General features: G+C 65.1%; 26 protein-coding genes. 15 read left to right on the top strand and 11 right to left on the bottom strand.

The genetic code is table 11. From position 1 onward, the window contains the following. Window positions 1-70 precede the first annotated feature (70 nt). From OIE68_RS39225 to OIE68_RS39185, 9 genes are read right to left on the bottom strand one after another with little or no spacing between them, the layout of a single operon-like run. Complete coding sequence (locus OIE68_RS39225; protein WP_327095946.1) at window positions 71-1897, bottom strand: complex I subunit 5 family protein; 1827 nt, start codon at window positions 1895-1897, stop codon at window positions 71-73. After that, window positions 1897-2244, bottom strand: a complete 348-nt coding sequence (locus OIE68_RS39220; RefSeq protein ID WP_327095945.1) for a cation:proton antiporter subunit C — start codon at window positions 2242-2244, stop codon at window positions 1897-1899. The genes OIE68_RS39225 and OIE68_RS39220 overlap by 1 nt, the downstream gene beginning before the upstream one ends. After that, the gene (locus OIE68_RS39215) at window positions 2241-2981 is read right to left on the bottom strand and encodes an MnhB domain-containing protein (RefSeq protein ID WP_327095944.1); all 741 of its coding nucleotides are present in this window, start codon (window positions 2979-2981) and stop codon (window positions 2241-2243) included. Before OIE68_RS39215 ends, OIE68_RS39220 begins: the two co-directional genes overlap by 4 nt. After that, window positions 2978-3220, bottom strand: coding sequence for a Na(+)/H(+) antiporter subunit B (locus OIE68_RS39210; protein ID WP_327095943.1), 243 nt, complete (start codon window positions 3218-3220; stop codon window positions 2978-2980). The genes OIE68_RS39215 and OIE68_RS39210 overlap by 4 nt, the downstream gene beginning before the upstream one ends. Then, entirely contained in the window at window positions 3217-3513 is a 297-nt protein-coding gene (locus OIE68_RS39205) for a monovalent cation/H(+) antiporter subunit G (protein WP_327095942.1), read from the bottom strand. Before OIE68_RS39205 ends, OIE68_RS39210 begins: the two co-directional genes overlap by 4 nt. Then, window positions 3506-3769 (bottom strand): monovalent cation/H+ antiporter complex subunit F, encoded by a 264-nt coding sequence (locus OIE68_RS39200; RefSeq protein WP_327095941.1) that lies wholly within the window; start codon window positions 3767-3769, stop codon window positions 3506-3508. The genes OIE68_RS39205 and OIE68_RS39200 overlap by 8 nt, the downstream gene beginning before the upstream one ends. 5 nt (window positions 3770-3774) lie before the next feature. After that, window positions 3775-4245 (bottom strand): Na+/H+ antiporter subunit E, encoded by a 471-nt coding sequence (locus OIE68_RS39195; protein ID WP_327095940.1) that lies wholly within the window; start codon window positions 4243-4245, stop codon window positions 3775-3777. Next, complete coding sequence (locus OIE68_RS39190) at window positions 4242-4808, bottom strand: hemerythrin domain-containing protein (RefSeq protein WP_327095939.1); 567 nt, start codon at window positions 4806-4808, stop codon at window positions 4242-4244. Before OIE68_RS39190 ends, OIE68_RS39195 begins: the two co-directional genes overlap by 4 nt. Further along, window positions 4805-6604, bottom strand: coding sequence for a thiamine pyrophosphate-requiring protein (locus OIE68_RS39185; RefSeq protein WP_327095938.1), 1800 nt, complete (start codon window positions 6602-6604; stop codon window positions 4805-4807). The genes OIE68_RS39190 and OIE68_RS39185 overlap by 4 nt, the downstream gene beginning before the upstream one ends. A gap of 127 nt (window positions 6605-6731) precedes the next feature. Between OIE68_RS39185 and OIE68_RS39180 the strand changes: the two genes are divergently transcribed. Then, on the top strand, window positions 6732-9581 hold the full coding sequence (locus tag OIE68_RS39180; protein WP_327095937.1) for an FAD-binding and (Fe-S)-binding domain-containing protein: 2850 nt from the start codon (window positions 6732-6734) through the stop codon (window positions 9579-9581). Window position 9582: 1 nt separating this feature from the next. Here the strand turns inward: OIE68_RS39180 and OIE68_RS39175 are convergent, their stop codons facing one another. Beyond that, window positions 9583-10839, bottom strand: coding sequence for a serine hydrolase domain-containing protein (locus tag OIE68_RS39175; RefSeq protein ID WP_327095935.1), 1257 nt, complete (start codon window positions 10837-10839; stop codon window positions 9583-9585). Window positions 10840-10940: 101 nt separating this feature from the next. Here OIE68_RS39175 and OIE68_RS39170 point away from each other — a divergent pair, with 101 nt between their 5' ends. The 8 genes from OIE68_RS39170 to OIE68_RS39135 all read left to right on the top strand — a co-directional run bounded on the left by OIE68_RS39170 (window position 10941) and on the right by OIE68_RS39135 (window position 16851). Continuing rightward, complete coding sequence (locus tag OIE68_RS39170; protein ID WP_327095934.1) at window positions 10941-11270, top strand: plasmid stabilization protein; 330 nt, start codon at window positions 10941-10943, stop codon at window positions 11268-11270. Between the two features lie 7 nt (window positions 11271-11277). Beyond that, the gene (locus OIE68_RS39165) at window positions 11278-11904 is read left to right on the top strand and encodes a UdgX family uracil-DNA binding protein (RefSeq protein ID WP_327095933.1); all 627 of its coding nucleotides are present in this window, start codon (window positions 11278-11280) and stop codon (window positions 11902-11904) included. Next, the gene (locus tag OIE68_RS39160) at window positions 11880-13655 is read left to right on the top strand and encodes a glycoside hydrolase family 15 protein (RefSeq protein WP_327095932.1); all 1776 of its coding nucleotides are present in this window, start codon (window positions 11880-11882) and stop codon (window positions 13653-13655) included. The genes OIE68_RS39165 and OIE68_RS39160 overlap by 25 nt, the downstream gene beginning before the upstream one ends. A gap of 9 nt (window positions 13656-13664) precedes the next feature. Further along, window positions 13665-14636 carry an SDR family oxidoreductase gene (locus tag OIE68_RS39155; protein WP_327095931.1) on the top strand — a complete coding sequence of 324 codons (972 nt, stop codon included), beginning with the start codon at window positions 13665-13667 and terminating at the stop codon, window positions 14634-14636. Window positions 14637-14826: 190 nt separating this feature from the next. Continuing rightward, window positions 14827-15390: a nucleotidyltransferase family protein gene (locus OIE68_RS39150; protein ID WP_327095930.1), complete on the top strand. Its 564-nt coding sequence runs from the start codon at window positions 14827-14829 to the stop codon at window positions 15388-15390. Further along, window positions 15391-15642: a BON domain-containing protein gene (locus tag OIE68_RS39145; RefSeq protein ID WP_327095929.1), complete on the top strand. Its 252-nt coding sequence runs from the start codon at window positions 15391-15393 to the stop codon at window positions 15640-15642. A gap of 18 nt (window positions 15643-15660) precedes the next feature. Beyond that, window positions 15661-16383 (top strand): metallophosphoesterase family protein, encoded by a 723-nt coding sequence (locus OIE68_RS39140; RefSeq protein ID WP_327095928.1) that lies wholly within the window; start codon window positions 15661-15663, stop codon window positions 16381-16383. 12 nt (window positions 16384-16395) lie between these two features. Then, the gene (locus tag OIE68_RS39135) at window positions 16396-16851 is read left to right on the top strand and encodes a hypothetical protein (protein ID WP_327095927.1); all 456 of its coding nucleotides are present in this window, start codon (window positions 16396-16398) and stop codon (window positions 16849-16851) included. Window positions 16852-16855: 4 nt separating this feature from the next. Here OIE68_RS39135 and OIE68_RS39130 read toward each other — a convergent pair whose 3' ends face one another. Next, complete coding sequence (locus OIE68_RS39130) at window positions 16856-17497, bottom strand: TetR/AcrR family transcriptional regulator C-terminal domain-containing protein (RefSeq protein WP_327095926.1); 642 nt, start codon at window positions 17495-17497, stop codon at window positions 16856-16858. A 93-nt stretch (window positions 17498-17590) separates the two neighbouring features. Between OIE68_RS39130 and OIE68_RS39125 the strand changes: the two genes are divergently transcribed. The 6 genes from OIE68_RS39125 (at window position 17591) to OIE68_RS39100 (ending at window position 22254) form a co-directional block, all read left to right on the top strand. Then, window positions 17591-19093 carry an FAD-dependent monooxygenase gene (locus tag OIE68_RS39125; RefSeq protein ID WP_327095925.1) on the top strand — a complete coding sequence of 501 codons (1503 nt, stop codon included), beginning with the start codon at window positions 17591-17593 and terminating at the stop codon, window positions 19091-19093. A 508-nt stretch (window positions 19094-19601) separates the two neighbouring features. Beyond that, window positions 19602-20006 carry a hypothetical protein gene (locus tag OIE68_RS39120; RefSeq protein ID WP_245567038.1) on the top strand — a complete coding sequence of 135 codons (405 nt, stop codon included), beginning with the start codon at window positions 19602-19604 and terminating at the stop codon, window positions 20004-20006. 113 nt (window positions 20007-20119) lie between these two features. Beyond that, complete coding sequence (atpB, locus tag OIE68_RS39115; protein ID WP_327101978.1) at window positions 20120-20791, top strand: F0F1 ATP synthase subunit A; 672 nt, start codon at window positions 20120-20122, stop codon at window positions 20789-20791. Window positions 20792-20874: 83 nt separating this feature from the next. After that, a complete protein-coding gene (locus OIE68_RS39110) occupies window positions 20875-21132 on the top strand; it encodes a F0F1 ATP synthase subunit C (RefSeq protein ID WP_040687366.1) in 258 nt (85 codons plus the stop codon). Between the two features lie 6 nt (window positions 21133-21138). Beyond that, a complete protein-coding gene (locus OIE68_RS39105) occupies window positions 21139-21642 on the top strand; it encodes a F0F1 ATP synthase subunit B (protein ID WP_327095924.1) in 504 nt (167 codons plus the stop codon). Between the two features lie 3 nt (window positions 21643-21645). Continuing rightward, on the top strand, window positions 21646-22254 hold the full coding sequence (locus tag OIE68_RS39100; protein ID WP_327095923.1) for a hypothetical protein: 609 nt from the start codon (window positions 21646-21648) through the stop codon (window positions 22252-22254). Window positions 22255-22280 lie beyond the last annotated feature (26 nt).

The following is a 22280-nucleotide window of genomic DNA, read 5'->3' as shown; positions in this document are numbered from 1 at the left end:
AGTACACAAGATGGCGGGGCCGCCGACCGCGGGCGCTGATCTCACGGCCAGTCGCTGGCCACCAAGCCCACTACAGCCACCCACTGGCAACCAGTCCGGCAACGGCTGCCGTGCCGAAGACCAGCCAGGCGGCGTAATCGCCCACATGCCCGCTGTGCAGTCGGTGTAAAGCAGTCACCGCCAACTTGATCGGACGCATCTGAGGCTTTCCCCGTGCGCGCAACGTGCCGTAATACAGCGCGCCAAGTGCCGTGAGCACGGCCAGAACGGTCGACAGCAGACCGAGCGCCAGCCCTCCGCCCGTCCACTCGACATGCGGGGCCGCGCCTGAGTGGCCGGTTGTATTACCGATCAGCGCCGCCGCCCGGTAGGCCTCGGGATCGACGAATGTCGCGGCAGCGGGACCGATGGCTCTGGTGAATCCGGTTGGCAGACCCAGCAATAGCGCAACAAGCAACAAAGCCAGGACCGCTCCCACCATGGTGATCGGCGTCCGGTTGCGAGGCGCGGCGACATCGGGCACCTCGTATTCCCCGGTGGTCTCCTCGGGATCGAGCTTGTGCTCGGGCACCGCCCCCGCACCGAAACACACCCGCAGCCCCACACGCAACGCCGCACCGCCGGTCAACGCCGACACGACGCTTACCAGCGCCACCAGGAAGATCGACGCGTCGGATTCCTCGAGCAATGCCTTGCCGAGCCCCGCACCGAATGGCGGCAACCCGGCCAATATCAACGCCGAAAGTACAAACAGCACACCAATGGTCCGCTGACCACGCGCCCGCCCATACAAACTGAACTCATCCACACTTCGATACCGCGACAGCAGCACACCGGTCAGCAGGAACAGCGCCCCTTTCACCGCAGCGTGACCACCGAGATATAGCGCCGACGCGGCCACACCAACCGGTGACAGCGCGGCGAGTCCGAGAATGAACAACCCGATATGCGCGATCGTCGAATACGCCAGCAGCCGTTTGATATGCCGTTGCAGCACACACATCACCGCACCGAGCACGGCAGTGAAGATGCCCAACACCAACAGCATTCGACGCACCCCTGGGGCTGGAAGCACACCATCGAACACGGTCCAATACACCCGTGCCAGCCCATAAACACCCAGCGGTGCCATCACACCGGAGAACAGCACGCAGACCGGCGACGGTGCGACGGCATGCGCATCGGCCAGCCAGAAATGGAACGGCACGGCCGCCGCCTTGACCAGCCACCCGGTAGCGATCAGCACGAAAGCGGCCAGGACAAGGGCGTCACCCGCTCGCGCCTCGACCGCAATTCCCAACTGCGCCAGACCGAGTTGCCCGGTCCGCGCGTACAGGAGTCCGATTCCGAACAGGCAGAGATAAGCGCCGAGCGAGTTGATCACCCCGAAATTCAGTCCAGCCTGGACGGATTCGGGTTCCTCTATCTTCAGCCCGGTCAACGCATAGGCTGCCACCCCCATCAACTCGAAGAAGACGAACATGTCGAAAAGGTCACCGGTGAGCGCGAATCCGGTCATACCGGTGGCGAAGAGTAGAACCAGCGCCGGATAGTGCGCATGCAGATTGTCGAAGTACCGCCAGCCGAACAGAAGTGCGGTCGTGGTGAGCAAAGCGATCAGCAAAGCCATTGCGGCACCGATTCGATCGGCGACCAACACAATCCCCACGGTCAGGCCCGGTCGCGGCTCCCAACCACCGGACCAGGACACCACCGTGCCCGCGCCGGTCTCATACAGCAGCCATCCGGCCAGGATCGTCCCGGCAAGCGCGGTTCCGGTACCGATCGCATCGATCAGCAACCTGGGCAATATGCGCCCGAAGGCGAGCAGCACACAGGAACCGGCGACCGGCAACGCGATCAGGAGTGCCGGGAGTGCCTGATCGAAGGGAACCATCAGCCACGCAGCGCGTGTAGTGCGTCGGGTTCGACCGTGCCGTGCCGCTTGGCGATCTGCACGACCAGCGCAAGCAGCAATGCGGTCACCGTCGCCGAGACGACGATGTCGGTCAGTGCCATGGCCTGCACCACCGGATCGACCACCGGCGAGCCGGGCGGGTTCGCGGAGCCGAAAATCGGCGCGGACGCGCCCTTTTGGTAGCCGATGGCCAATAGCAGCACATAGGTGCCCGATTGCCCGATGGATACACACACGACGGTGTGCACCAGATGCGTACTGCACACCACGCCGTAGATGCCGATCAGCATGAGCCAAACGGCGATCACATAGGGAAATATGGTCATCGCGACGCCCGCCTCTCCGTAGTCGGATACTCGTCGAGGAACTGCGCGAGCAGTACGACGACACCACTGCCGACCGCGAGACCGACCGCCACGCTGAACAGCGGCAGCGTACCGGCCGACAGCAGGCGGCCGAACTGTCCGAGCGGCAGGATATTCGCCAGATATCCTGCGCCACTGAGGATTCCGGTCAGACCGAGCGCCACCACCGTGCCCATGCCCACGGCCTCGCCGAACTCGTACCAGGCCAGCGGCCGCACCCGCCGCAGCGCGCGATAATTGCCCGCCACATACAGCAGATGCAGGCCGGTTGCCAGCACGACACCACCCTGGAAGCCGCCGCCCGGCGTCAGATGTCCGTGCACGACCACATCCGCGCCGATCATCAGTGTCACCGGCAACAGGGCATAGCCCAGAAATCGGGTCGCCTGCACGATGCGACCGACATCCTCCGACTGCCGTTGCGGCCGATGCCCTTCCGGACGCAATAGCGTCGCCGCACCGAGCACCGCGGCCACGAGAATGGCCTCCTCACCGAACGTATCGAGCCCACGCTGATCGAAATTGACCGAGGAAACCGCATTCGGGCTGTGCTGCTCCAGCGACGCTTGGACCGCGGCGTCCCGATACGGATGGTCGGTACCGCCGAACCCGGGCATCCGGAACAGCGCGAGTCCGAGCAATACGACAAGTCCGACCCCGCCGACGAGGAAGATGACCAGTCGAGCACTGCGCTTCACGACTTTCGCCTCCGCTCCACGGCACGCACAGCGAGCAACACCATCAGCGGCACCACCGCGGTACCCACCGCGACCTGCGACAACGCGACATCCGGTGCACCGAGCACAAGGAATGCGGGTGCCAGCAGCGCACCGAATACCGCGAGCGATACCGCCTGCCGCTGCGGCTGAGTGGTGAATACGACGACCGTGCCCGCCACCGCGACCAGTCCGAGCGTGATCACGATCAGGGCGCTCATTGCGGAGCCTCGATCCTGCCGTCGGTGCGGGCATTGAGCCTGCCGATGGCGGCACTCAGTACCGGCGCGGTGAGCGCCAGCAGCAGGAGGGTCACCGCGACGATGGCCGTGGTCAGTCCCGGCCCCTCCGCGATCAGCACCGCCAGCACGATGAACGGTCCGGTGACCGAGCTGATAATCGACGAATAGTGCAGTCGCGCATAGACCGAACGCGGCCGGAGCGCGGCCACCGAAGCCGCCACCGCGGCGAGGGTGCCGATCGCGAGCAGCGTGTCGACGATGAAGCTAATCATCGCGCACCCCCAGCAGGCGCGTGAAAACCAGGGTGCCCGCGAAGGACAGCAGGACGAGCACCAGCGGCACGATCAGATAATCCGGCCTGCCGAGCCCCAGACTCAGCAAAATCAAGACGACGATCAACAGCGAGCTGACCAGTTGCAGCCCCACGAGTCGATGCGCCGCAGTGCCGCGACTGGACAGCAGCAGCGCCGGTCCGATCCCACCGACCAGCAGCACACCCGATGCGAGCAGCCAAGGTGCGGTGGACATTTCGATCAGCCCCCGAACATCCGTCGCAGCCGGGTGGCGGGCATCGCGAGTACATGCAGTAGCAGGTCCTCGTCGGCATCGATGACCAGCGAACCGGGCGTCGCCGAGAGCACGCCGGTGATCAGTGCCGCCCGCCCCGCTCGCCGCTGCGCATCGGCCTCCGCGTCGAGTTCGTCCTCCTCGAACCGCCCGACCGGCCTGCCGCGCGCGGCGATCGACAGGGCAGCCCAGCTGTCGCGCACGACAGCGCCGGGCAGCGCGCCCAACAACTGCGGAGCCCTGTCCGGCAGTCGCCAATTACCTTGCACCGCAATACGTCCGACCCGCGCCGCGCACGCGGCGGGTACAGCGAGCAGCGCCGCCGCGCTCAACTCCTGAAGACTGAACGTGGTCAGCGTAGCCAGCCACAGCAACACCAGTGCCGCCCACCAGCCGACAACTTCCCCCGCGGCGATGATGCGGGCCCGCCCGCTCATCCGTCGTCTTCTCGACGCCAGTCCCGCACCGCATCACGCGCCCGGTCGAATACCGCCAGCGGCGGACCGGCCAGCAGATTCGCGAGCGCGGATGCCCCGGTCTTCGGATGCGGCCGGGTCGGCGCGATCGCTTCGGCGGCGCGCACCGAACCCGCCATCCGCTCCAACTGATGCACCGAAAACTGTTGGCGCAACAGGGCGAATTCCTCGTTCTCCTCGCGGTTGGCATGGGCGATCACCGCATCGGCGAATTCGACCAGCTCGGCATCGAAATCCGGATGGTCGACACCGAGGTCGTAGAGGTTGGCGAGCGCACACTTGGCGTGGTTCTCCTCGTCCCTGCGCTGTCCGACCATCTTGTCCGCCCCGAAACGGGCACGGGCGGCGACGGGATGCACGGCCTCCTCTTCGGCGCTCTCGTGCACCGCGAGCAACCGGACCAGTTCTTTGAACAGCTCCGACTTATCGCCCTGCCCGGATTTCAGTTGGGCGAAAAGCTCTTTGATCTGCTTGTGCTGTGCCGTCAGCAGATCGACGACGTCCTCGGTCGATGGCAAGGTCATGACGACGAACTCCGATGCGGCACGAATTCCTGCGCTTTGATCTTGGCGCCCTGCCACATCAGATGCCAGCCGTCCGGATCGCCGCGCATAACCGCCTCCGCGGTGTCCTTCATCTGCTCATAGGTCGCATGCGGCGGAATCGGCGGCACCTCGGGATCGCAGCGCACATCGAGCAGCACCGGACGATCCGCGCTCAGCGCCTGGCTCCATGCGTCGGCGAGCTGGTCCGGATCGTCGATCGCGACCGACGGCAGACCCATACAGCGCGCGAGATCCGCATAGGAGGTCTCCGGAAGTATCTGCGACTCTTCGAATTTCGGTGCTCCGCCCATGGCGCGCAACTCCCAGGTGACCTGATTCAGATCGTTGTTGTGGAAGACACACACGACCAGCCGCGGATCACTCCACTGCCGGTAATAGCGCGCGATGGTGAGCAGTTCGGCCATTCCGTTCATCTGCATGGCGCCGTCGCCGACCAATGCGATGGCCGGTCGTTCCGGATGTGCGAACTTGGCCCCGATGGCATAGGGCACGCCGGGTCCCATGGTCGCCAGGGTGCCCGAGAGCGAGCCGCGCGTACCGATGCGGAATCGCAGGCAGCGGGCGTACCAGTTGGTGGACGAGCCGGAATCCGCGGTGACGATCGCATTATCCGGGAGCTGTTTCGACAGTTCCCAAACCACGCGCATCGGGTTGACCGGCTTGGCCTGCAACATCGCCTGCCGCTCGACCGTCTCCCACCAGCGGACCACATCCTGCTCGATCTTCTCCCGCCAGGATCGATCCTCCTTGCGGCGCAGTAACGGAATGAGTTCGGCCAGTGTGGCTTTCGCGTCACCGACCAGATTCACCTCGGTCGGATAGCGCATGCCGATCATGGTGCCGTCGATATCGATCTGCACGGCGCGCGCCTGACCGAACTCCGGCATGAACTGGGTGTACGGGAAATTCGACCCGACGATGACCAGGGTGTCGCAGTCGCGCATCATCTCATAGCTCGGCCTGGTGCCGAGCAACCCGATCGACCCGGTGACGAACGGCAGGTCATCGGGCAGCACATCCTTGCCGAGCAGCGCCTTCGCCACGCCCGCCCCGGTAAGTTCGGCGAGTTCGACCACCTCACGTGCGGCAGAGCGTGCGCCCTGACCGACGAGCACCGCGACCTTCGATCCCGCGTCGATGATCTCGGCGGCGCGCTCGATCTCGGTATACGGCGCGATCACCGTCGTGGTCACCGCATGCGGTGGGCTGGACGGCACCTGCTTGAACTCGTGTTCGGGCGGTTCGTAGGGCTCTTCCTGCAGATCGGCGGGGATGATCACCGCGGTGGGCGCATGCCGGGTCATCGCCGTTCGGAACGCCCGGTCCAGCGCGTTCGGCAATTGGCTCGAGACGTTGACCTCGACCAGATAATCACTGGCAACATCCTTGAACAGGCTCTGCAGGTCGACTTCCTGCTGATAGCTGCCGCCCATGGCGCTGCGCGCGGTCTGACCGACGATCGCCACGACCGGGACATGGTCGAGTTTGGCGTCGTAGAGTCCGTTGAGCAGATGGATCGCACCGGGTCCCGAGGTGGCGGTACAGACGCCGACCTTTCCACTGAACTTGGCGAATCCGGTGGCTTGGAAGGCCGCCATTTCCTCGTGCCTGGCCTGCACGAACTGTGGTTTGTTATTCGCGCGACCGAAAGCGGCGACCAGACCGTTGATGCCGTCGCCGGGGTATCCGAAGACTTGGTTAACGCCCCACTCGCGTAGTCGTTGCAGGACGTAGTCACCAACCTGTTGCTTCATGAGGATCTCCTGTTGGTAATCCGGGTTGGTCAGACCGGTGATACCCAGCGAATGGGCAGGCAATCAGCGGGTGTGCCGCGCACCGGAGTGGGTAGCCGCACTGTGCCGAGACAGAAGGGGTTGCCGAATGATTGACTTCCCGCTGACGCGACTCGCGGCCGAACTCACCGGAAAGGTAGCCGGTGAAGTGCGTTTCGATCCCGGATCCCGGGCCACATACTCCACCGATGCCTCGAACTACCGCGCGGTGCCGCTCGGTGTGGTGCTGCCGCGCACACCTGAGGACGCGGCCGCCGCCATCGCGGTGTGCCGCGAGCACGATATGCCGGTGCTCTCGCGCGGTGGCGGCACCAGTCTGGCCGGTCAATGCTGCAATGCGGCCGTGGTGCTGGACTGGAGCAAGTACTGTGATCGGCTGATCTCGGTCGATACGGCGGCCCGCACCGCGATCGTGGAACCGGGCATCGCGCTTGACCCGCTGAATGCGCAGTTGGCGCGGTACGACCTGATGGTCGGCCCGAAACCGGCGACACATGTCAGCTGCACGATCGGCGGAATGATCGGCAACAATTCCTGCGGATCTACGGCACAGGCTTACGGGAAAATGGTCGATTCGGTACGGCGGCTGGAAATCCTGACCTACGACGGGTTGCGGGGTTGGGTCGGCGCGGATTCCCAGGACGGGTTTGCGGAACTGCGGGACGGCCTGCGGCAGATCCGTGATGAGTACGCGACGGACATCCGTCAGCACTATCCCGATATTCCGCGCCGGGTGTCGGGCTACAATCTCGATTCCCTGCTGCCGGAGCACGGCTTCGATCTCGCGAAACTGCTCGTCGGCAGCGAGTCCACGCTGGTGACGGTGTTGCGCGCCGAAATCGAGCTCGTACAACGCCCGAAAGCGGTGGCGCTGACCGTACTCGGCTATCCCGATATCTACGATGCCGCCGATGCGGTGCCGATCGTGTTGCAGCACAACCCGATAGCGCTGGAAGGGGTGGACCACCGGCTGGTCGACCTGGAGCATCTCGAACATCTGGCCGGGGGCGCTATCGCGCAGCTGCCGGACGGAAACGGTTGGCTGATGGCGCAATTCGAGGGTGCCGACCAGGACGAAGCCGACCGCAGGGCCCAGACGATGGTCGAGGAAGTAACCATGAAAACCGGTGCTACCTCGACAATGATCGACGATCCCGCGCGCGAGGCGGAGATCTGGATGGCAAGGGAAGCGGGCCTCGGTGCCACCGCCTATCCACCGGACAGTCCGGAAACCCATGAGGGTTGGGAGGATGCCGCGGTGCCGCCGAACCGGCTCGGCGACTATCTTCGCGACTTCGAAAGTCTGCTGGACGATTTCGACTACCAGTCGTCCTCGCTGTACGGCCACTTCGGCCACGGCTGCGTCCACACCCGCATCCCGTTCGATCTCCGTAGCGCGGAGGGCATTTCGAAGTACCGCGGCTTCGCCGAGCAGAGCGCGCAGTTGGTTGCACGGTACGGCGGATCGCTGTCCGGTGAACACGGTGACGGTCAGTCGCGCGGCGAACTGCTGCCGATCATGTTCGGCGAGCGGATCGTCGAGGCATTCGGAGCGGTCAAACATCTCTTCGATCCGCGCAATCGGATGAATCCCGGCAAGGTCGTGCACCCGCGACCACTGGATCAGGACCTGCGCCAAGGTGCGGACTATCGACCGTGGGAGCCGGTGACCCACTTCGCTTTCCCGGAGGACGACCATCGGTTCAGCGTCGCCGCCGCGCGCTGTGTCGGCGTCGGCAAGTGCCGCGGTCACGAGGGCGGTGTGATGTGCCCGAGCTACCGGGCGACCAGGGAGGAGGAACACTCCACCCGTGGCCGCGCCCGACTTCTGTTCGAAATGCTCCAGGGCGAGGTGATCACCGATGGCTGGCGCTCCACCGAGGTCCGCGATGCCCTCGATCTGTGCCTGGCCTGCAAAGGCTGCCGCAGCGACTGCCCGGTCGATGTCGATATGGCCACCTACAAGGCCGAATTCCTCTCCCACCACTACGAACACCGCGTCCGGCCGATGGCGCACTACTCGATGGGCTGGATCCCGCTGTGGGCCCGACTCGCCACCGCCGTGTCCGCACCGGCCAATGCACTGGCGCAGAGCCGGGGCACGGGCGGGCTGCTCAAACGGCTAGGCGGTATCGACCCGCGCCGCGAATTACCGCGATTCGCCCGCGAGCGCTTCACCGAGATGTTCGCCCGCCGCGCACCGGACGAGCGCGGCCACCGCGGCCGAGTGCTGCTGTGGCCCGACACCTTCACCAATAACTTCGCCCCCGAAATAGCCGAAGCCGCGGTGGCCGTACTGGAGGCCGCCGGATTCGAGATCGAAATACCAGGGCGCACAGTCTGTTGCGGATTGACTTGGATTTCCACCGGCCAACTCCACACCGCGAAACGAGTATTGCGCCGCACTTTGCGTCAGCTCGAACCCCAATTGCGCTCGAGCACCCCCATCGTCGTGCTCGAACCGAGCTGCGCCGCCGTCTTCCGCTCCGATCTCACCGAATTACTCCCCGGCGACGAAGACGCCCACCGCCTGGCAAATCAGGTACGCACCCTCGGCGAAATCCTCACCGAACAAGCCGACGACTGGGAACCCCCGCGCATCGACGCGCACGCCATGGTCCAACCGCACTGCCACCAGCACGCGATCCTGCACTACGAAGCCGACCAAAGACTCTTGACCGCAACCGGACTCGACGTCGAAGTACTGGATACCGGATGCTGCGGCTTGGCAGGCAACTTCGGCTTCGAACGCGGCCACTACGACGTCTCGGTGGCATGCGCCGAAGACAAACTCATGCCGACCATCCGCAACCGCGAGCCCGAAACCCTGATCCTGGCAGACGGTTTCAGCTGCCGAACCCAAATCGAACACCTGAATCCGCAAGCCCGACCTCGGCACGCGGCACAAATCCTCGCCGAGGCGATCCGCGGCAACTGAATCAGTCGGTGTCGAACAGCCGATCCGCGGGCGCGAGTTGGCTGATGGTGTTCGAGATCTGGGCGACCAGAGCCCATGGGCGTTGGGAATCGGTGGTGGCCTTGCCGCTGGTGAGGATCGCGCCGGAGAGCCCGCGGCTCGGATCGGCCCAGCCGTATTGGGTTGTCAGGCCGCTGCGGCCGAAGTGCGACTGGGTGTTCCGCCCGAACTTCGAACGACGAGCGCCGAGTTCGAAGCCCGCGCTGCTGACTCGTCCGGCCAGGCCGGGTATGCGGCGCGCCGGGCGGATCGCTTCGCGGAGCGTGCCGGGCTCGATGATCCGGACACCATCGAGTTCGCCACCGCGAGTGAGGATTTCGTAGAAACGGGACAGCTCGTAGGCCGTCGTGACGATATTGCCCGACGGCAATTCGGCGGTCAGGAAATCCCGATTCGCGGATCTGGCGGTCGCACCGTCCATCCGGCCGCCGAGGGCCTTGCGCGCCAAAAGTATCGACACACGCGACGGTGGCGGGCCGGTCTTCACGCTGGGCACGACCTTGTCGACATCCTCGGCCCGGACCCCGAAGTTGTTCCAGCGGAAGCCCAATGGTTCGAGCACCTGTTCGGCGAGATGTTCGCGCATTCGCTTCCCGGTGGCCCGCTGCACCAGCAGCCGTTGAATCAAACCGCTGGTCAATGCGTGATAGACCCGGAACCGACCCGGCCGCCAACTCGGCACCAGATCGGCCAACCCCTGTACGGCCAACTCCTCGTCGAGCACCAGCTCGACGCCCTTGTACGGCGGCGTAATGAACGGCACGCCCGCCGAATGCGACAGCACATCGCCGATGGTGATCGCATCCTTGCCGTGCGCCGAAAACTCCGGGATGTACTTGCACACTGGATCATTCAGCGCGAACGCACCCTGTTCGATCAGCATGAACATCAGCGTCGCGGACACGCCCTTGGCCGTGGAGAACCCGCAGAACAGCGTCTCCGGCGTCGCGAGCACCTTCTCCGCATCCGGACCGTCTTTCGGCCCATTCCCCCAGCCGTGCCCGATCGCCCGGTTCAGCACGATCTTCCCGTTGCGCCGCAGACAGGTCTGAATCGCGGGCGTCGTCCCCATCCGGTACCACGCCTGCACCGACGCCCACAGCGCCGCTACGTCCGCATTCGTCAACCCGGCAGCGGCCGGATCGTCCTCGTGCCCGACCGTCGTCACCGCGTCCAGATCATCGGCGACGGTCACCAACGTGCCAGGAACCACCTTCATCCGGCCAGCATATCGACGCTGATCTTTCCTCCGACCGAAGCCACGCTTCGGCCCTGGTTTCGCGCAGCGAGCCGGGGTACTCGCCAGGCAGGAGGTGTGACATGCCAAAGGAATGGAGCAATAAGCAGGAACGGCAATACGAGCACATCAAGGACTCGGCAGAGGACCGGGGCGAGAGCCAGAAGCGGGCGAAGGAAATCGCCGCGCGGACGGTCAATAAGAATCGCGCCCAATCCGGGCAGTCGAAGACCGCAAGCCGCTCCTCGATAAAGGACAAGTCGCCACAGCAGCGCGGTGGGCAGCGCTCGGGCCGCAGTGGCCCGAAAGGCCCGACCCGCGACCAGCTGTACAACGAGGCCAAAAACCGCAATATCAAGGGCCGCTCGAAGATGAACAAGCGGCAGCTCGCGCGGGCCTTGGGCAAGGACTGAGGCGGATATGGCCGTGCCGGGCGCCGCGGAGTTCGTGCCGCCGCACGCGAGCCTCGCCGAGTTGCGGCGGGCCTCGTGCGGCTGTCACGGATGCGATCTCTACCAGCACGCCACCCAAACGGTTTTCGGCGAGGGCCCGGAAAACGCCGACGTCGTGATGATCGGTGAGCAGCCCGGCGACCAGGAGGACGTGCGGGGACACCCGTTCGTCGGCCCCGCCGGGCGGCTGCTCGACCGTGCCATCGCCGAGGTCGGGATCGACCGCGACCGGATCTATGTGACCAACGCGGTGAAGCACTTCAAATTCGAGGAGCGCGGTAAGCGGCGCATCCACAAACAACCCGGACGCACCGAAATCGTCGCCTGTTCGGCCTGGCTCGACGCCGAGTTGCGGGTCATCGAGCCACAACTGGTGGTCTGTCTCGGCGCGATCGCGGCGAAGGCCGTGCTCGGTCCCTCGTTCAAGGTCTCCGAGCGGCGCGGCGAGCTCGTGACGATGCCGGATTACGCGGTGATCGCGACCGTGCACCCGTCGTCGGTGCTGCGCGCGCCCGATCGCGACGAGGCTTACGCCGGATTCGTCGCAGACTTGAAAAGGTTGCGAACGGTGTGCGGTGGTATACGACCGACGTGACGGCCGAAAACATCACCCGGCCGCATGTACTGCGCGAATACGCATTCCTCGCGGACGGCGAGCGCGGTGTGCTGGTCGGTCCACACGGTGACTTTGCCTGGATGTGCGCACCACGCTGGCACAGCGACGCGGTTTTCGCCGGACTGGTCGGCGGGGACGGCGCGTATTCGGTGACGCCGTCCGGGCGCTACGTGTGGGGCGGTTTCTACCAGACGGGCACGTTGATCTGGAATTCGCACTGGCTGGTCGGCTCGTCGGTGGTCGAATGCCGGGAGGCGCTGGCCTTTCCCGGTGATCCGCATCGGGTTGTGGTGCTGCGGCGGATCGTCGCGGTGCACGGTGATGCCGAGGTCGATGTGGTGCTGCGCCCCGCCGGGCAGTTCGGCAATGCGAAGACACGCGACCTGCACCGCACCGATGACGGGTTATGGCTCGCGCGAGTCGGGGACCTCGCACTGCGTTGGACGGGCGGCGCATCCGCGTCGGTCCGCGATGGTCGCGGCTGGACCGATCGGATAACGCTGCGACAAGGCGAGACTCACGATCTCGTCCTCGAATTTTCCGATATCGCACTGCCCGACGAACCACCCGATCCGCATACGGCATGGGCGCAGACCGAATCTGCTTGGCAGCGTGGGGTTCCGGAGCTGGGCCCGTGCGCCGCATCCCGCGATACCGCTCAGGCCTACGCGGTCATGCGCGGTATGACCAGTTCCACCAACGGTATGGTCGCCGCGGCCACCACGGGTCTGCCCGAACGCGCGGACCGCGGCGAGAACTACGATTACCGCTACGTATGGCTGCGCGACCAATGCTTCGCCGGTCAAGCCGTGGCAGCAGACGGTCCACACCCGTTGCTGGACAATGCGTTACGTTTCGTGGGCGAGCGGCTGCTCGCCGAAGGGCCCGACGTATTGCCCGCGTATACGATCACCGGCCAACCCATCCCGGAGCCCAGCAATCTGGACCTACCCGGCTATCCGGGCGGTCGCACCGTGGTCGGCAACCGGGTGCGCGACCAGTCCCAGCTCGACGTATTCGGCGAGGCATTGCTGTTGTTCGCGGCGGGCGCGCGGCACGAGCGGCTCACCGAGGACAGCCGCAAGGCGGTTTCGGTGACGGTCGGCGCGATCGCCGAACGCTGGCGCCGACCGGATGCGGGCATCTGGGAGATCGAGGACCGATACTGGACACATTCCCGGCTGGCCTGCGTCAGTGGTCTGCGCGCGGTTGCCGCCGTTGCCGAGACCGGGGCCGACCCGGTGTTCTGTACGGCGCTGGCCGACACCATCATGGCCGAAACCGCCCGCACCAGTGTGCATCCCAGCGGCGCGTGGCAGCAGGCGCCGGATGCTGCGGGTGTCGACGCGGCCCTGCTGCTGCCAGCCATCCGTGGCGGTGTACCCGCCGACGATCCGCGCAGCCTCGCCACCTTTCGGGCGGTCCAGCGCGAATTGTGCACGGATTACTACGTTTATCGCTACCGCCACGACGAGCAGCCGCTGGAGACGAACGAGGGCGCATTCCTGTTCTGCGGATTTGTCATGGCGATCGCGGCCGCCCAACTCGGACAACAGGTTTCGGCGGCACGCTATTTCGAGCGCAATCGCGCGGCATGCGGTACGCCCGGATTGTTCGCCGAGGAATTCGATGTCCGGCAGCGTCAGCTGCGCGGCAATATGCCGCAGGCCTTTGTGCACGCGATGCTGTTCGAATCCTCGGTCCAGCTCACCCGATTCGGCGATGAGTAAGGAGTTGTGATGAGTTACGAACCCCGAGTAGTGGTGATCACCGGGGCGAGTGCGGGCATCGGTCGCGCGGCCGCACGCGAATTCGCTTCGAGCGGCTGCAAAGTCGCGCTGCTCGCCCGCGGCGATGCCGGACTCGCGGCCGCGGCCGACGATGTGCGCGCGGCGGGTGGTGAACCGCTGACGATTCCGGTCGATGTCGCGGATTACGCGGCGGTCGAGGCGGCGGCGACACGGGCCGAGGAGGTGCTCGGACCCATCGATGTCTGGGTGAACTCGGCCTTCACCTCGGTATTCGCGCCGTTCGAGCAGATTGCCGCCGCAGAGTTCCGGCGGGTCACGGAAGTCACCTATCTCGGCACCGTGCACGGCACCATGGCCGCGCTGTCCCGGATGCGGGCACGTGACCGCGGCGCTGTCGTACAAGTCGGCTCGGCGCTCGGCGCCCGCTCGATTCCGCTGCAGTCGGCGTATTGCGCCGCCAAGCACGCGATCAACGGATTCACCGAGTCGGTGCGGGTCGAACTGATGCACGAAGGCAGCAATGTGCACATCACGCTGGTGCAGGCACCGGCGGTCAATACGCCCCAATTCTCCTGGGTGCTGTCACGATTGCCGAAGCGGCCACAGCCGGTGCCGCCGATCTACCAACCCGAGATCATCGCGCGCTCGATCGCCTTCGCCGCGAAACATCCTGAGCGCAAAGAATATTGGGTCGGCGCGAGCACTACGGGGACGCTGCTCGCACAACGGCTCGCGCCCAGCCTGCTCGACCGATATCTCGCCCGAACCGGTTACGACTCGCAGCAGACCGATACCGACGCCGACGCGCGGGCCGACAATCTCTGGGAGCCGGTCGATCGGGCCGGTGGATACGACTTCGGCGCGCACGGCGAGTTCGATGATCGTGCGCATCGGCGCAGTACACAGGCGTGGTTGAGCCGTGGGCTCGAGACATTGGCCAGCGGGTTGCGTAGGCACTAGGCGCTCCGCATGTGCCGCGATCGATCGATTTCGACCAGCCAGTCGCATCCTGCTCGTCGGCATGCGGCACTACCTGCACGACGAGGAGGCGTGGCGGACAGGTTTCTGAACGCCATGGTCGGCGGTATCGCCCGCAAACCTGGACGCTGCTGCGGCGATTAGTCGACCGAACCGCGGGTATGGCGCACATATGGTCCCGACGATCGACCAACTACTCCACGCGCTCACCCGGGCGGTGAATACGCTGGCGGATGCCGGTATCCGCTTCGCGGTCGCGGGTGGTTGCGCGGTGTACGCGCGCGGCGGGCCGGCCTCGGAGCACGACGTCGACATCTTCATCAAACCCGCCGACCTGTCGCAGGCCCGCAGTGCGCTGGCCCGCGGCGGATTGCGGGTCGCCGATCCGCCCGAGGACTGGCTGACCAAGGTCTATGACGGCGGCGTCCTCATCGACCTGATCTACCGGCCGAACAACCGTGCCGTCAACGACGAATTGCTCGACCGCGCCGACATGATGCGTGTCGGCCCGACGATGGCGCCGGTGATCAGCGCGAGCGACCTGATGATCGACAAATTACTGGTCTTCGACGCGCACCGACTGGACCTGAGCCCACTGCTGACGATCGCACGCGATCTGCGCGAACAAGTGGATTGGGAGCGGGTGCGCAAGGAAACCGACATTTCGCCATATGCCCGAGCCTTCCTCGGACTGCTGGACGATCTCGGAGTAATCGAGCCGAAGCGGGTGGTGTGAATGGATCGACCGCAATACCTGGTCGCGCATCTGCGCCGGGCGCTGGCCGAGGATCCGCGCACCGCCGAACTCGGGGTGCAGGTGACGATCCGCGGCGATGTCGTCGTCCTCGGCGGCGAGGTGAGCAGTGTCGAACGCAAGCTGCAGATGGAAAAGGTAGTGCGCGAACAGCTTCCGCGCGCCCACATCCACAACGACGTGCACGTCACGCCGCCCTGCGCACCGGGACCCGCCGAGGCGCTGGCGGACTGAGACCGGAAGGAGTGTGGCATGCGGATCGCGGCAATCGGTGACATCCATCTCGGCGCCGAGTCGGGCGGCGAACTCCGCCCGGCACTCACGGAACTGCACGACCGCGCCGATGTGCTGCTGCTGGCCGGTGATCTCACCCGGCACGGCACGGTCGAGGAAGGCCGCGTCGTCGCCGCGGAATTCGCCGATCTCGGCGTTCCGGTCGTCGCGGTGCTCGGCAATCACGACCACCACAGCGACGCGCAGCACGAGATCACGGCCGAGCTCACCGATCACGGCATCACCGTGTTGGAGGGCACCGCAACGGAATTCGCGGTCGACGGACATACTCTCGGCATCGCGGGGACGAAGGGCTTCGGCGGCGGTTTCGCGGGTAAGTGCGCGAGCGTCTTCGGCGAACGCGTGATGCGCGAATTCGCCTCGCACACCGTCGACCTCGCGGAGATGCTGCGCGACGCGCTGGCGGGCCTGCACACCGATATCACGATCGCGCTGACCCACTACTCCCCGATCAGCGACACCCTGCACGGCGAGCCACGCGAGATCTACCCGTTCCTCGGTTCCTATCTACTCGGTGAAACCATCGATGACCAGCGCGCCGACCTCGCGATCCACGGGCACGCGCACGCGGGCACCGAACGCGGCACCACCCCGGGCGGCATCCGGGTACGCAATGTGGCTCAACCGGTGGTGCGCACCGCTTACGTCGTTTACGAGCTGACACCGGAAACAAAAGAATAATAAGGAGTACCGATGCCCTCGATCGGATCCATCGCCACGCTGGCCGCGGCGACCGTGGCGGCGGCCCTGCTCGCCGGCTGCGGCGGCAACGGCCCCCTCGACCCGGCGGTGCCCGCCACTCCGACCTCCCACCCCAATATCACCATTACCTTCTCCTCTCCCGGCAGCTCCGCACTGGTGCCCAATCCGGACGAGATCACCCCGACCGCGGCAAAACAGCTGTGCGACATGCTCGAACCAGAGGTCGACCGGTGGCGCACCGAGGGTGCCCAGCTCGGCAAGCTCGGCTTCAACGGCACGGTGCACGATTGGGCGGCCCGCAACGGCGGCCTCAACGACACCGTCCTGACCGACCGCGCCATCGTCGATCGCATCACCACCACCCAGTGTCCGGACGTCCGGCAACAGGTGCTCGACGCACTGGATATCAGCACTCTCGCCGACGGTCTGGCGGGCTTCGGCCACTGAGTGCTTACGCGGATCGCGTGGCGAGGATTCCAGCCAGGATGACCCGCAGACCGCGTTCGAATTCCACGTCGGTATCGGCGTCGAACAGCTCGGCCACCATCCGGGCGGTCCGCGGATAACGCTCGGCATCGACCGTCTGCGCCATCCGCGCGGGATCGTAGGGATTGCCGTCGGCGTACTCCGCGCCGGATTGTGCCTGTTCCTCTATAACGAACCCGATCGTGTAGTGCAGCAGGATCGGAAACACCCGCTCGGCATGGTCCACCGAGAAACCCGCGTCCTCGAGCGTGCGCAGGGTCAGTTCCGTGGTGCGCCACATGGCTTCATCGCTGACATAGGTTCCGGCCAGCACCTTCGCCCCATCCCGATAGCGCAGCATCGACCGGCGCAACCGCCCGGCGACCGCCACCACCCAGTCCTGCCAGTCCTCCCCCTGCCGCGGCGCCTCGATCCCGTCGACAGCGGAGACGAATACCCGCCGTGCCATCGCGTCGAGTAGTTCGCGCTTGTTCTTGACATGCCAATAAAGGGCGGGTGCCTGCACGTCCAGGGCCCCGGCCACCTTCCGCATGGTCAGTCCGTCGAGACCGACCTCGTCGAGCAAGCCCAACGCTGCCTCGGCGATCACCTTCGCATCGATCTTCACTGTCACCTCCTACTGTCCGACCCCTTGACACCTTAACAATGTTCTGGTCTCCTTAACAACGTTAAATCACTTAACAACGTTAAGGAGACCGACATGGAAACGACCGATGTGGTGATCGCCGGCGCTGGACCGACCGGGCTGATGCTGGCCTACGAACTGCGTCTGGCAGGCGTGGATGTCGCGCTCGTCGATGGACTTCCGGCGCGCACCGGCGAATCGCGGGCGGGTGGGATCCACGCCCGCACCATGGAAATCCTCGATCAGCGCGGCCTGCTCGACGACCTGCTCCCGCTCGGCCGTGTCATGCAAGCCGGGCATTTCGGCGGCCTGCCCCTGGACTTCAGCGACTTCAATACCCGCTACCCTTTCACCCTCGCCGTCCTGCAGTCGGTGATCGAACGCGAACTCGACCGGCACGCAACCGAACTCGGCACGGTCGCGCAGTGGGGTTCGCCGGTTGTCGGCTTCCGGCAGGACGCGGCGGGTGTCGAGGTGGAAATCGGCGGCCCGAATCCACGCCGGATTCGCGCTGCATACCTGGTCGGCTGCGATGGCGGCCGTAGTGCGGTGCGCAAACTGGCGGGCATCGACTATGTCGGCACCGACGCGACCGTGACAGGCATGCTCGCCGATGTCGAACTGGCCGATCCACCCGCACAGACCGTCTTCGCGCACCGCGCCGGTGCGGGCGACTTCTCCGCGGTCCAATTCGAGCCCGGCTGGTACCGACTGCTTGTGCAGCGCCACGACCTCGTCCTGGAGCGCGGCGCCGAACTGAGCTTCGAGGATTTCCGCGCCAACTTCACCGAACTCGCCGGCACCGACTTCGGCATGCACAGCCCGCGCTGGATCTCGCACTACAGCGATGCCGCCCGACAGGCCGACCGCTACCGCGTGGGCCGCGTCTTCCTGGCCGGGGATGCCGCGCACATCCACTACCCGGCGGGCGGTCAGGGCCAGAACCTGGGGCTGCAGGATGCGGTGAATCTCGGCTGGAAGCTCGCCGCCACCTTGCGCGGCAACGCATCCGACGAACTCCTCGACACCTATGAGTCCGAACGCCACCCCATCGCTGCCCGCGTCCTGCACAACACCCGCGCCCAGACCGCGCTCGGACGCCCCGGCCCACACACCGACGCACTGCGCGACATCATGAGCGATCTGATCGATATGGACCAGGTGCGCCACCGCCTCGGCCTGATGATCACCGCACTCGATATCCGCTACGACATCAAGGGTGAGCACCCGCTCATCGGCCGTCGCGTCCCGGATGCCGACCTCGGCACTGCGGACGGCGATACTCGGGTCCACGAGCTGCTGCGCACGAGTCGCCCAGTCCTGCTGGTGCTCAATGGAAGCGAAGTTCCGGCCGTCCCGGAATGGCAGGACCGCGTCGAGATCATCAGCGCGGTCGGCCGCGCCGAGCATTGGACCATCCCCGGTTTCGGTGCGATCCAAGCTCCCGCCGCTGTCCTGCTGCGCCCCGACGGCTATGTCGCATGGGCTACTGGCGAACCCTCCGCCGCCGGCTTGACCGAAGCACTCACCACCTGGGTCGGAGACCCCGAATCCACAGGTGGGCCAACTGTTCGATGATCACCCGCCCCTGCTTGCCAACTCGATCCACCACGATGTCACGCCAGCCACTGCCCGAAGGCACCGAGCCAACCGCCCGGCGTGTCCGCCCCCGGCGACCGGCCCGGCGCCCGTAAATTGCAGCCCGAGCGGCAGCGCGCCAGCTATCAACAGCTGCCGCCCGGATGCGGTATCGGGATATCGCGGCGATCGCACGATCCGCTGCCACGAGCCGACTCCAACTCAGCGTATCGGCCGCCGCTTTGGAATCTCTTTACAAAAACATGACCGAAATTAGGCACGATGATTGAATAAGCCAAGGATTAGCAGAAAGCAGTACCCTGACCGTTTTGTCCGATTTCCCCGACACGGACCAAGATCGCTGGTTGATCTTGTCGTCCCCCGTGTGACACTGTCGCCCAACGGACATCGTCCGAAATTTCGCCGGAGAAAGATCAAAAACGTTGCCTTCCAAAAGGGTTGTTAATGTGTATGCTATCGATCAATTAAGACCCCACTACGAGGTGGGATGACCGGCGAAGGCGGTGTCGCAATGGATGTCAATGCACTCCGAATGCGCCGTGCAACTGTCTTCGCAATCGGCATCGGCGTGCTGACCCTGGCAGCGACCGGGCCGCTCGATCGACTGTTGCTCGGACTGTTCATCTGCATCGGACTCGGACTCGGTTGGGTGAATGCACAACTCACCCGATTGACGGTCAACCGAGTCGCCGACGCCGAGAAACCGCGGAAGCAGGGGTTGTACCTCTCCTCGGCGACTCGACTGATCGCGATAACCGGTGGTTCGCTCGCAGTGGGTTTCCTGGCAAGGCCGCACGGCATCGGAATCTTCTTCGGCCTGGCCGCCTTTCAAGTGATTCTGGTGTTGGTCACCGTCTTGCCTGAAGTGAAGGAGCTTCGCCAGCAATCATGACGAATCAACTCGCCTCCCTCGCCCAGTCGGCGCTCCCGGTCCTCGCCGAGGAAGCGCCCGCCGAAGAGCCGAAAATCAAGGTCGGCGAACACGCGGTCGCGCATCTGTGGGGTATGGACTTCAATGTCGACACGATCATCTCGACCGCCCTCGCGGCGGCGATCGTGCTCGGTTTGGCGTTCTACCTGCGGGCGAAGCTGACTTCGGGCGTACCCAACGGCGTGCAGTTGTTCTTCGAGACCGTCACGGTCCAGATGCGCAACCAGGTGGAAACCGCCATCGGCATGAAGGTCGCGCCGTTCGCGCTGCCATTGGCCGTCACGCTGTTCATCTACATCCTGTTGTCGAACTGGCTGTCGGTGCTGCCGGTGCAATACGGACACGGCGAATTGATCGCGCCGCCCGCGTCGGATGTCAATTTCGTCTACGCGCTGGCCCTGTTCGTCTTCGTCATGTACCAGGGTGCGGGTATATATCGGCGCGGCCCCGGTGGGCATGCCAAGCAGTTGCTGAAGGGCCACACCGGATGGGGCCCAATGGTTTTCATCAATGTCATCGAGGAAGTCGCCAAACCGCTCTCGCTGTCGCTGCGATTGTTCGGCAACATGTTCGCGGGCGGCGTGATGGTCTCGGTGATCGCACTGTTCCCGTTCTGGATCAGCTGGGGACCGAATGCCATCTGGAAACTCTTCGATCTCTTCGTCGGAGCCATCCAGGCATTCATCTTCTCGCTGTTGACCGTCCTCTACTTCAGCCAGTCGATGTCGCTGGAGCACGAGCACTAGCCCCGGCGACCGCTTTCAGATCGCTCGAAACAACTCCAGATCGGCGCCGCCGATCGAGCTCAGTAAAGAACAGGAAGTGAAAAATGGCAGACGCAACCACGGCAGCCATCGTCCAGGGCGCGCTCATCGGCGGCGGCATCATTATGGGCGGTGGCGCCATCGGCGCGGGTATCGGTGACGGACTCGCCGGCGCCGCGTTGATCAACGGCGTGGCCCGTCAGCCGGAAGCCGAGGGTCGCCTCCGCGGTAACTTCTTCCTGACCGTCGGTCTGGTCGAGGCGGCGTACTTCATCAATCTAGCGTTTATGGCGCTTTTCGTATTCGCTACTCCAGGTAAGTAATTCAGTATGACTCCGCGAACGGATGTTGTTGCCGAGGGGAACTTCCTGATCCCCAACGGCACATTCTTCGCCGAGCTGTTGATCTTCCTGATCGTGCTCGGGGTCATGTGGCTGTTCGTCGTTCCGCCGATACGCAAGGTGTTGGCGGAACGCGAGGCGAGAGTCGCCGAAACCGCGGTCGACAACAAGGAAGCCAAAGCCTTGTTCGCCGACGCCGAAGAGAAATATCAGGCGGCCGTCGCGCAGGCGCGCAGTGAAGCGGTCGAGATCAGGAACCAGGCAAGGCACGAGGGCCGAGTTATCCTCGAGCAGTTGCGAAGTGAGGCGCAGGGCGAGGCCGACAGGATCGTCGCGGAATCCGCGACGGAACTGCGGGCCCAGGCGGACCAGGTGGCCGCGGAATTGCGTGACGCTGTCGAACCGCTCGCCGAGACATTGGCCGATCGAGTGCTCGGCATCAAGGATCGGCACGCCGGCTCCAGCGCCGGCCATCAGTCAGGACGAGCGTAGCCAATGAACCTCAACAGCGGCATCCTTGCCGAAGGGGCCATCCACGCAGCCGAGTCCGAGGACTCGGGCATCTTCCACATCACCTTCGACTGGCCGATCTTCTTCAGCCAGCTCTTCGGTTTCGCCGTCATCATCTTCATCATCGTCAAATATGTGGCACCGCCGGTCGGACGACTGATGGCGAAGGCGCAGAACAATATTCAGAAACAACTCGAGGAGAACCAGCAGGCGGCCGACCGCCTCGTCGAGGCCAAACGCGCCTACGACAACGCGGTCACCGACGCCCAGGCCGAACTCGAGCACATCCGCGAGGACGCGCGCGCCGACGCCGAACGCATCATCGCCAAGATGCGCGAATTCGCCGATGCCGAGGTCGCCCGGGTCCGCAGCCAGGGCCGCGACCAGATCGCCCAGATGCGCACCCAGCTCATCCGCGATCTGAAGGACGAGCTCATCACCACGGTCATGGACAGCACCGAGGAAAAGGTCCGCTTCGAGATCGGCTCCACGCACGTGGCAGCCGACAGTATCGACAAATTCCTCGAGGACCTCGAGTCCATGGCCAACGCGGAGCCACCGGTTCGACGCCGCGCCGAGCCCTGGGCTTTGTAAAACCGGGTGGTCGCCGGACCGCATGC

Source organism: Nocardia vinacea, assembly GCF_035920345.1.
Classification (GTDB): domain Bacteria; phylum Actinomycetota; class Actinomycetes; order Mycobacteriales; family Mycobacteriaceae; genus Nocardia; species Nocardia vinacea_A.
Note: the sequence above shows the minus strand (reverse complement) of the source record. Positions and strands in the feature narration are given on the sequence as shown.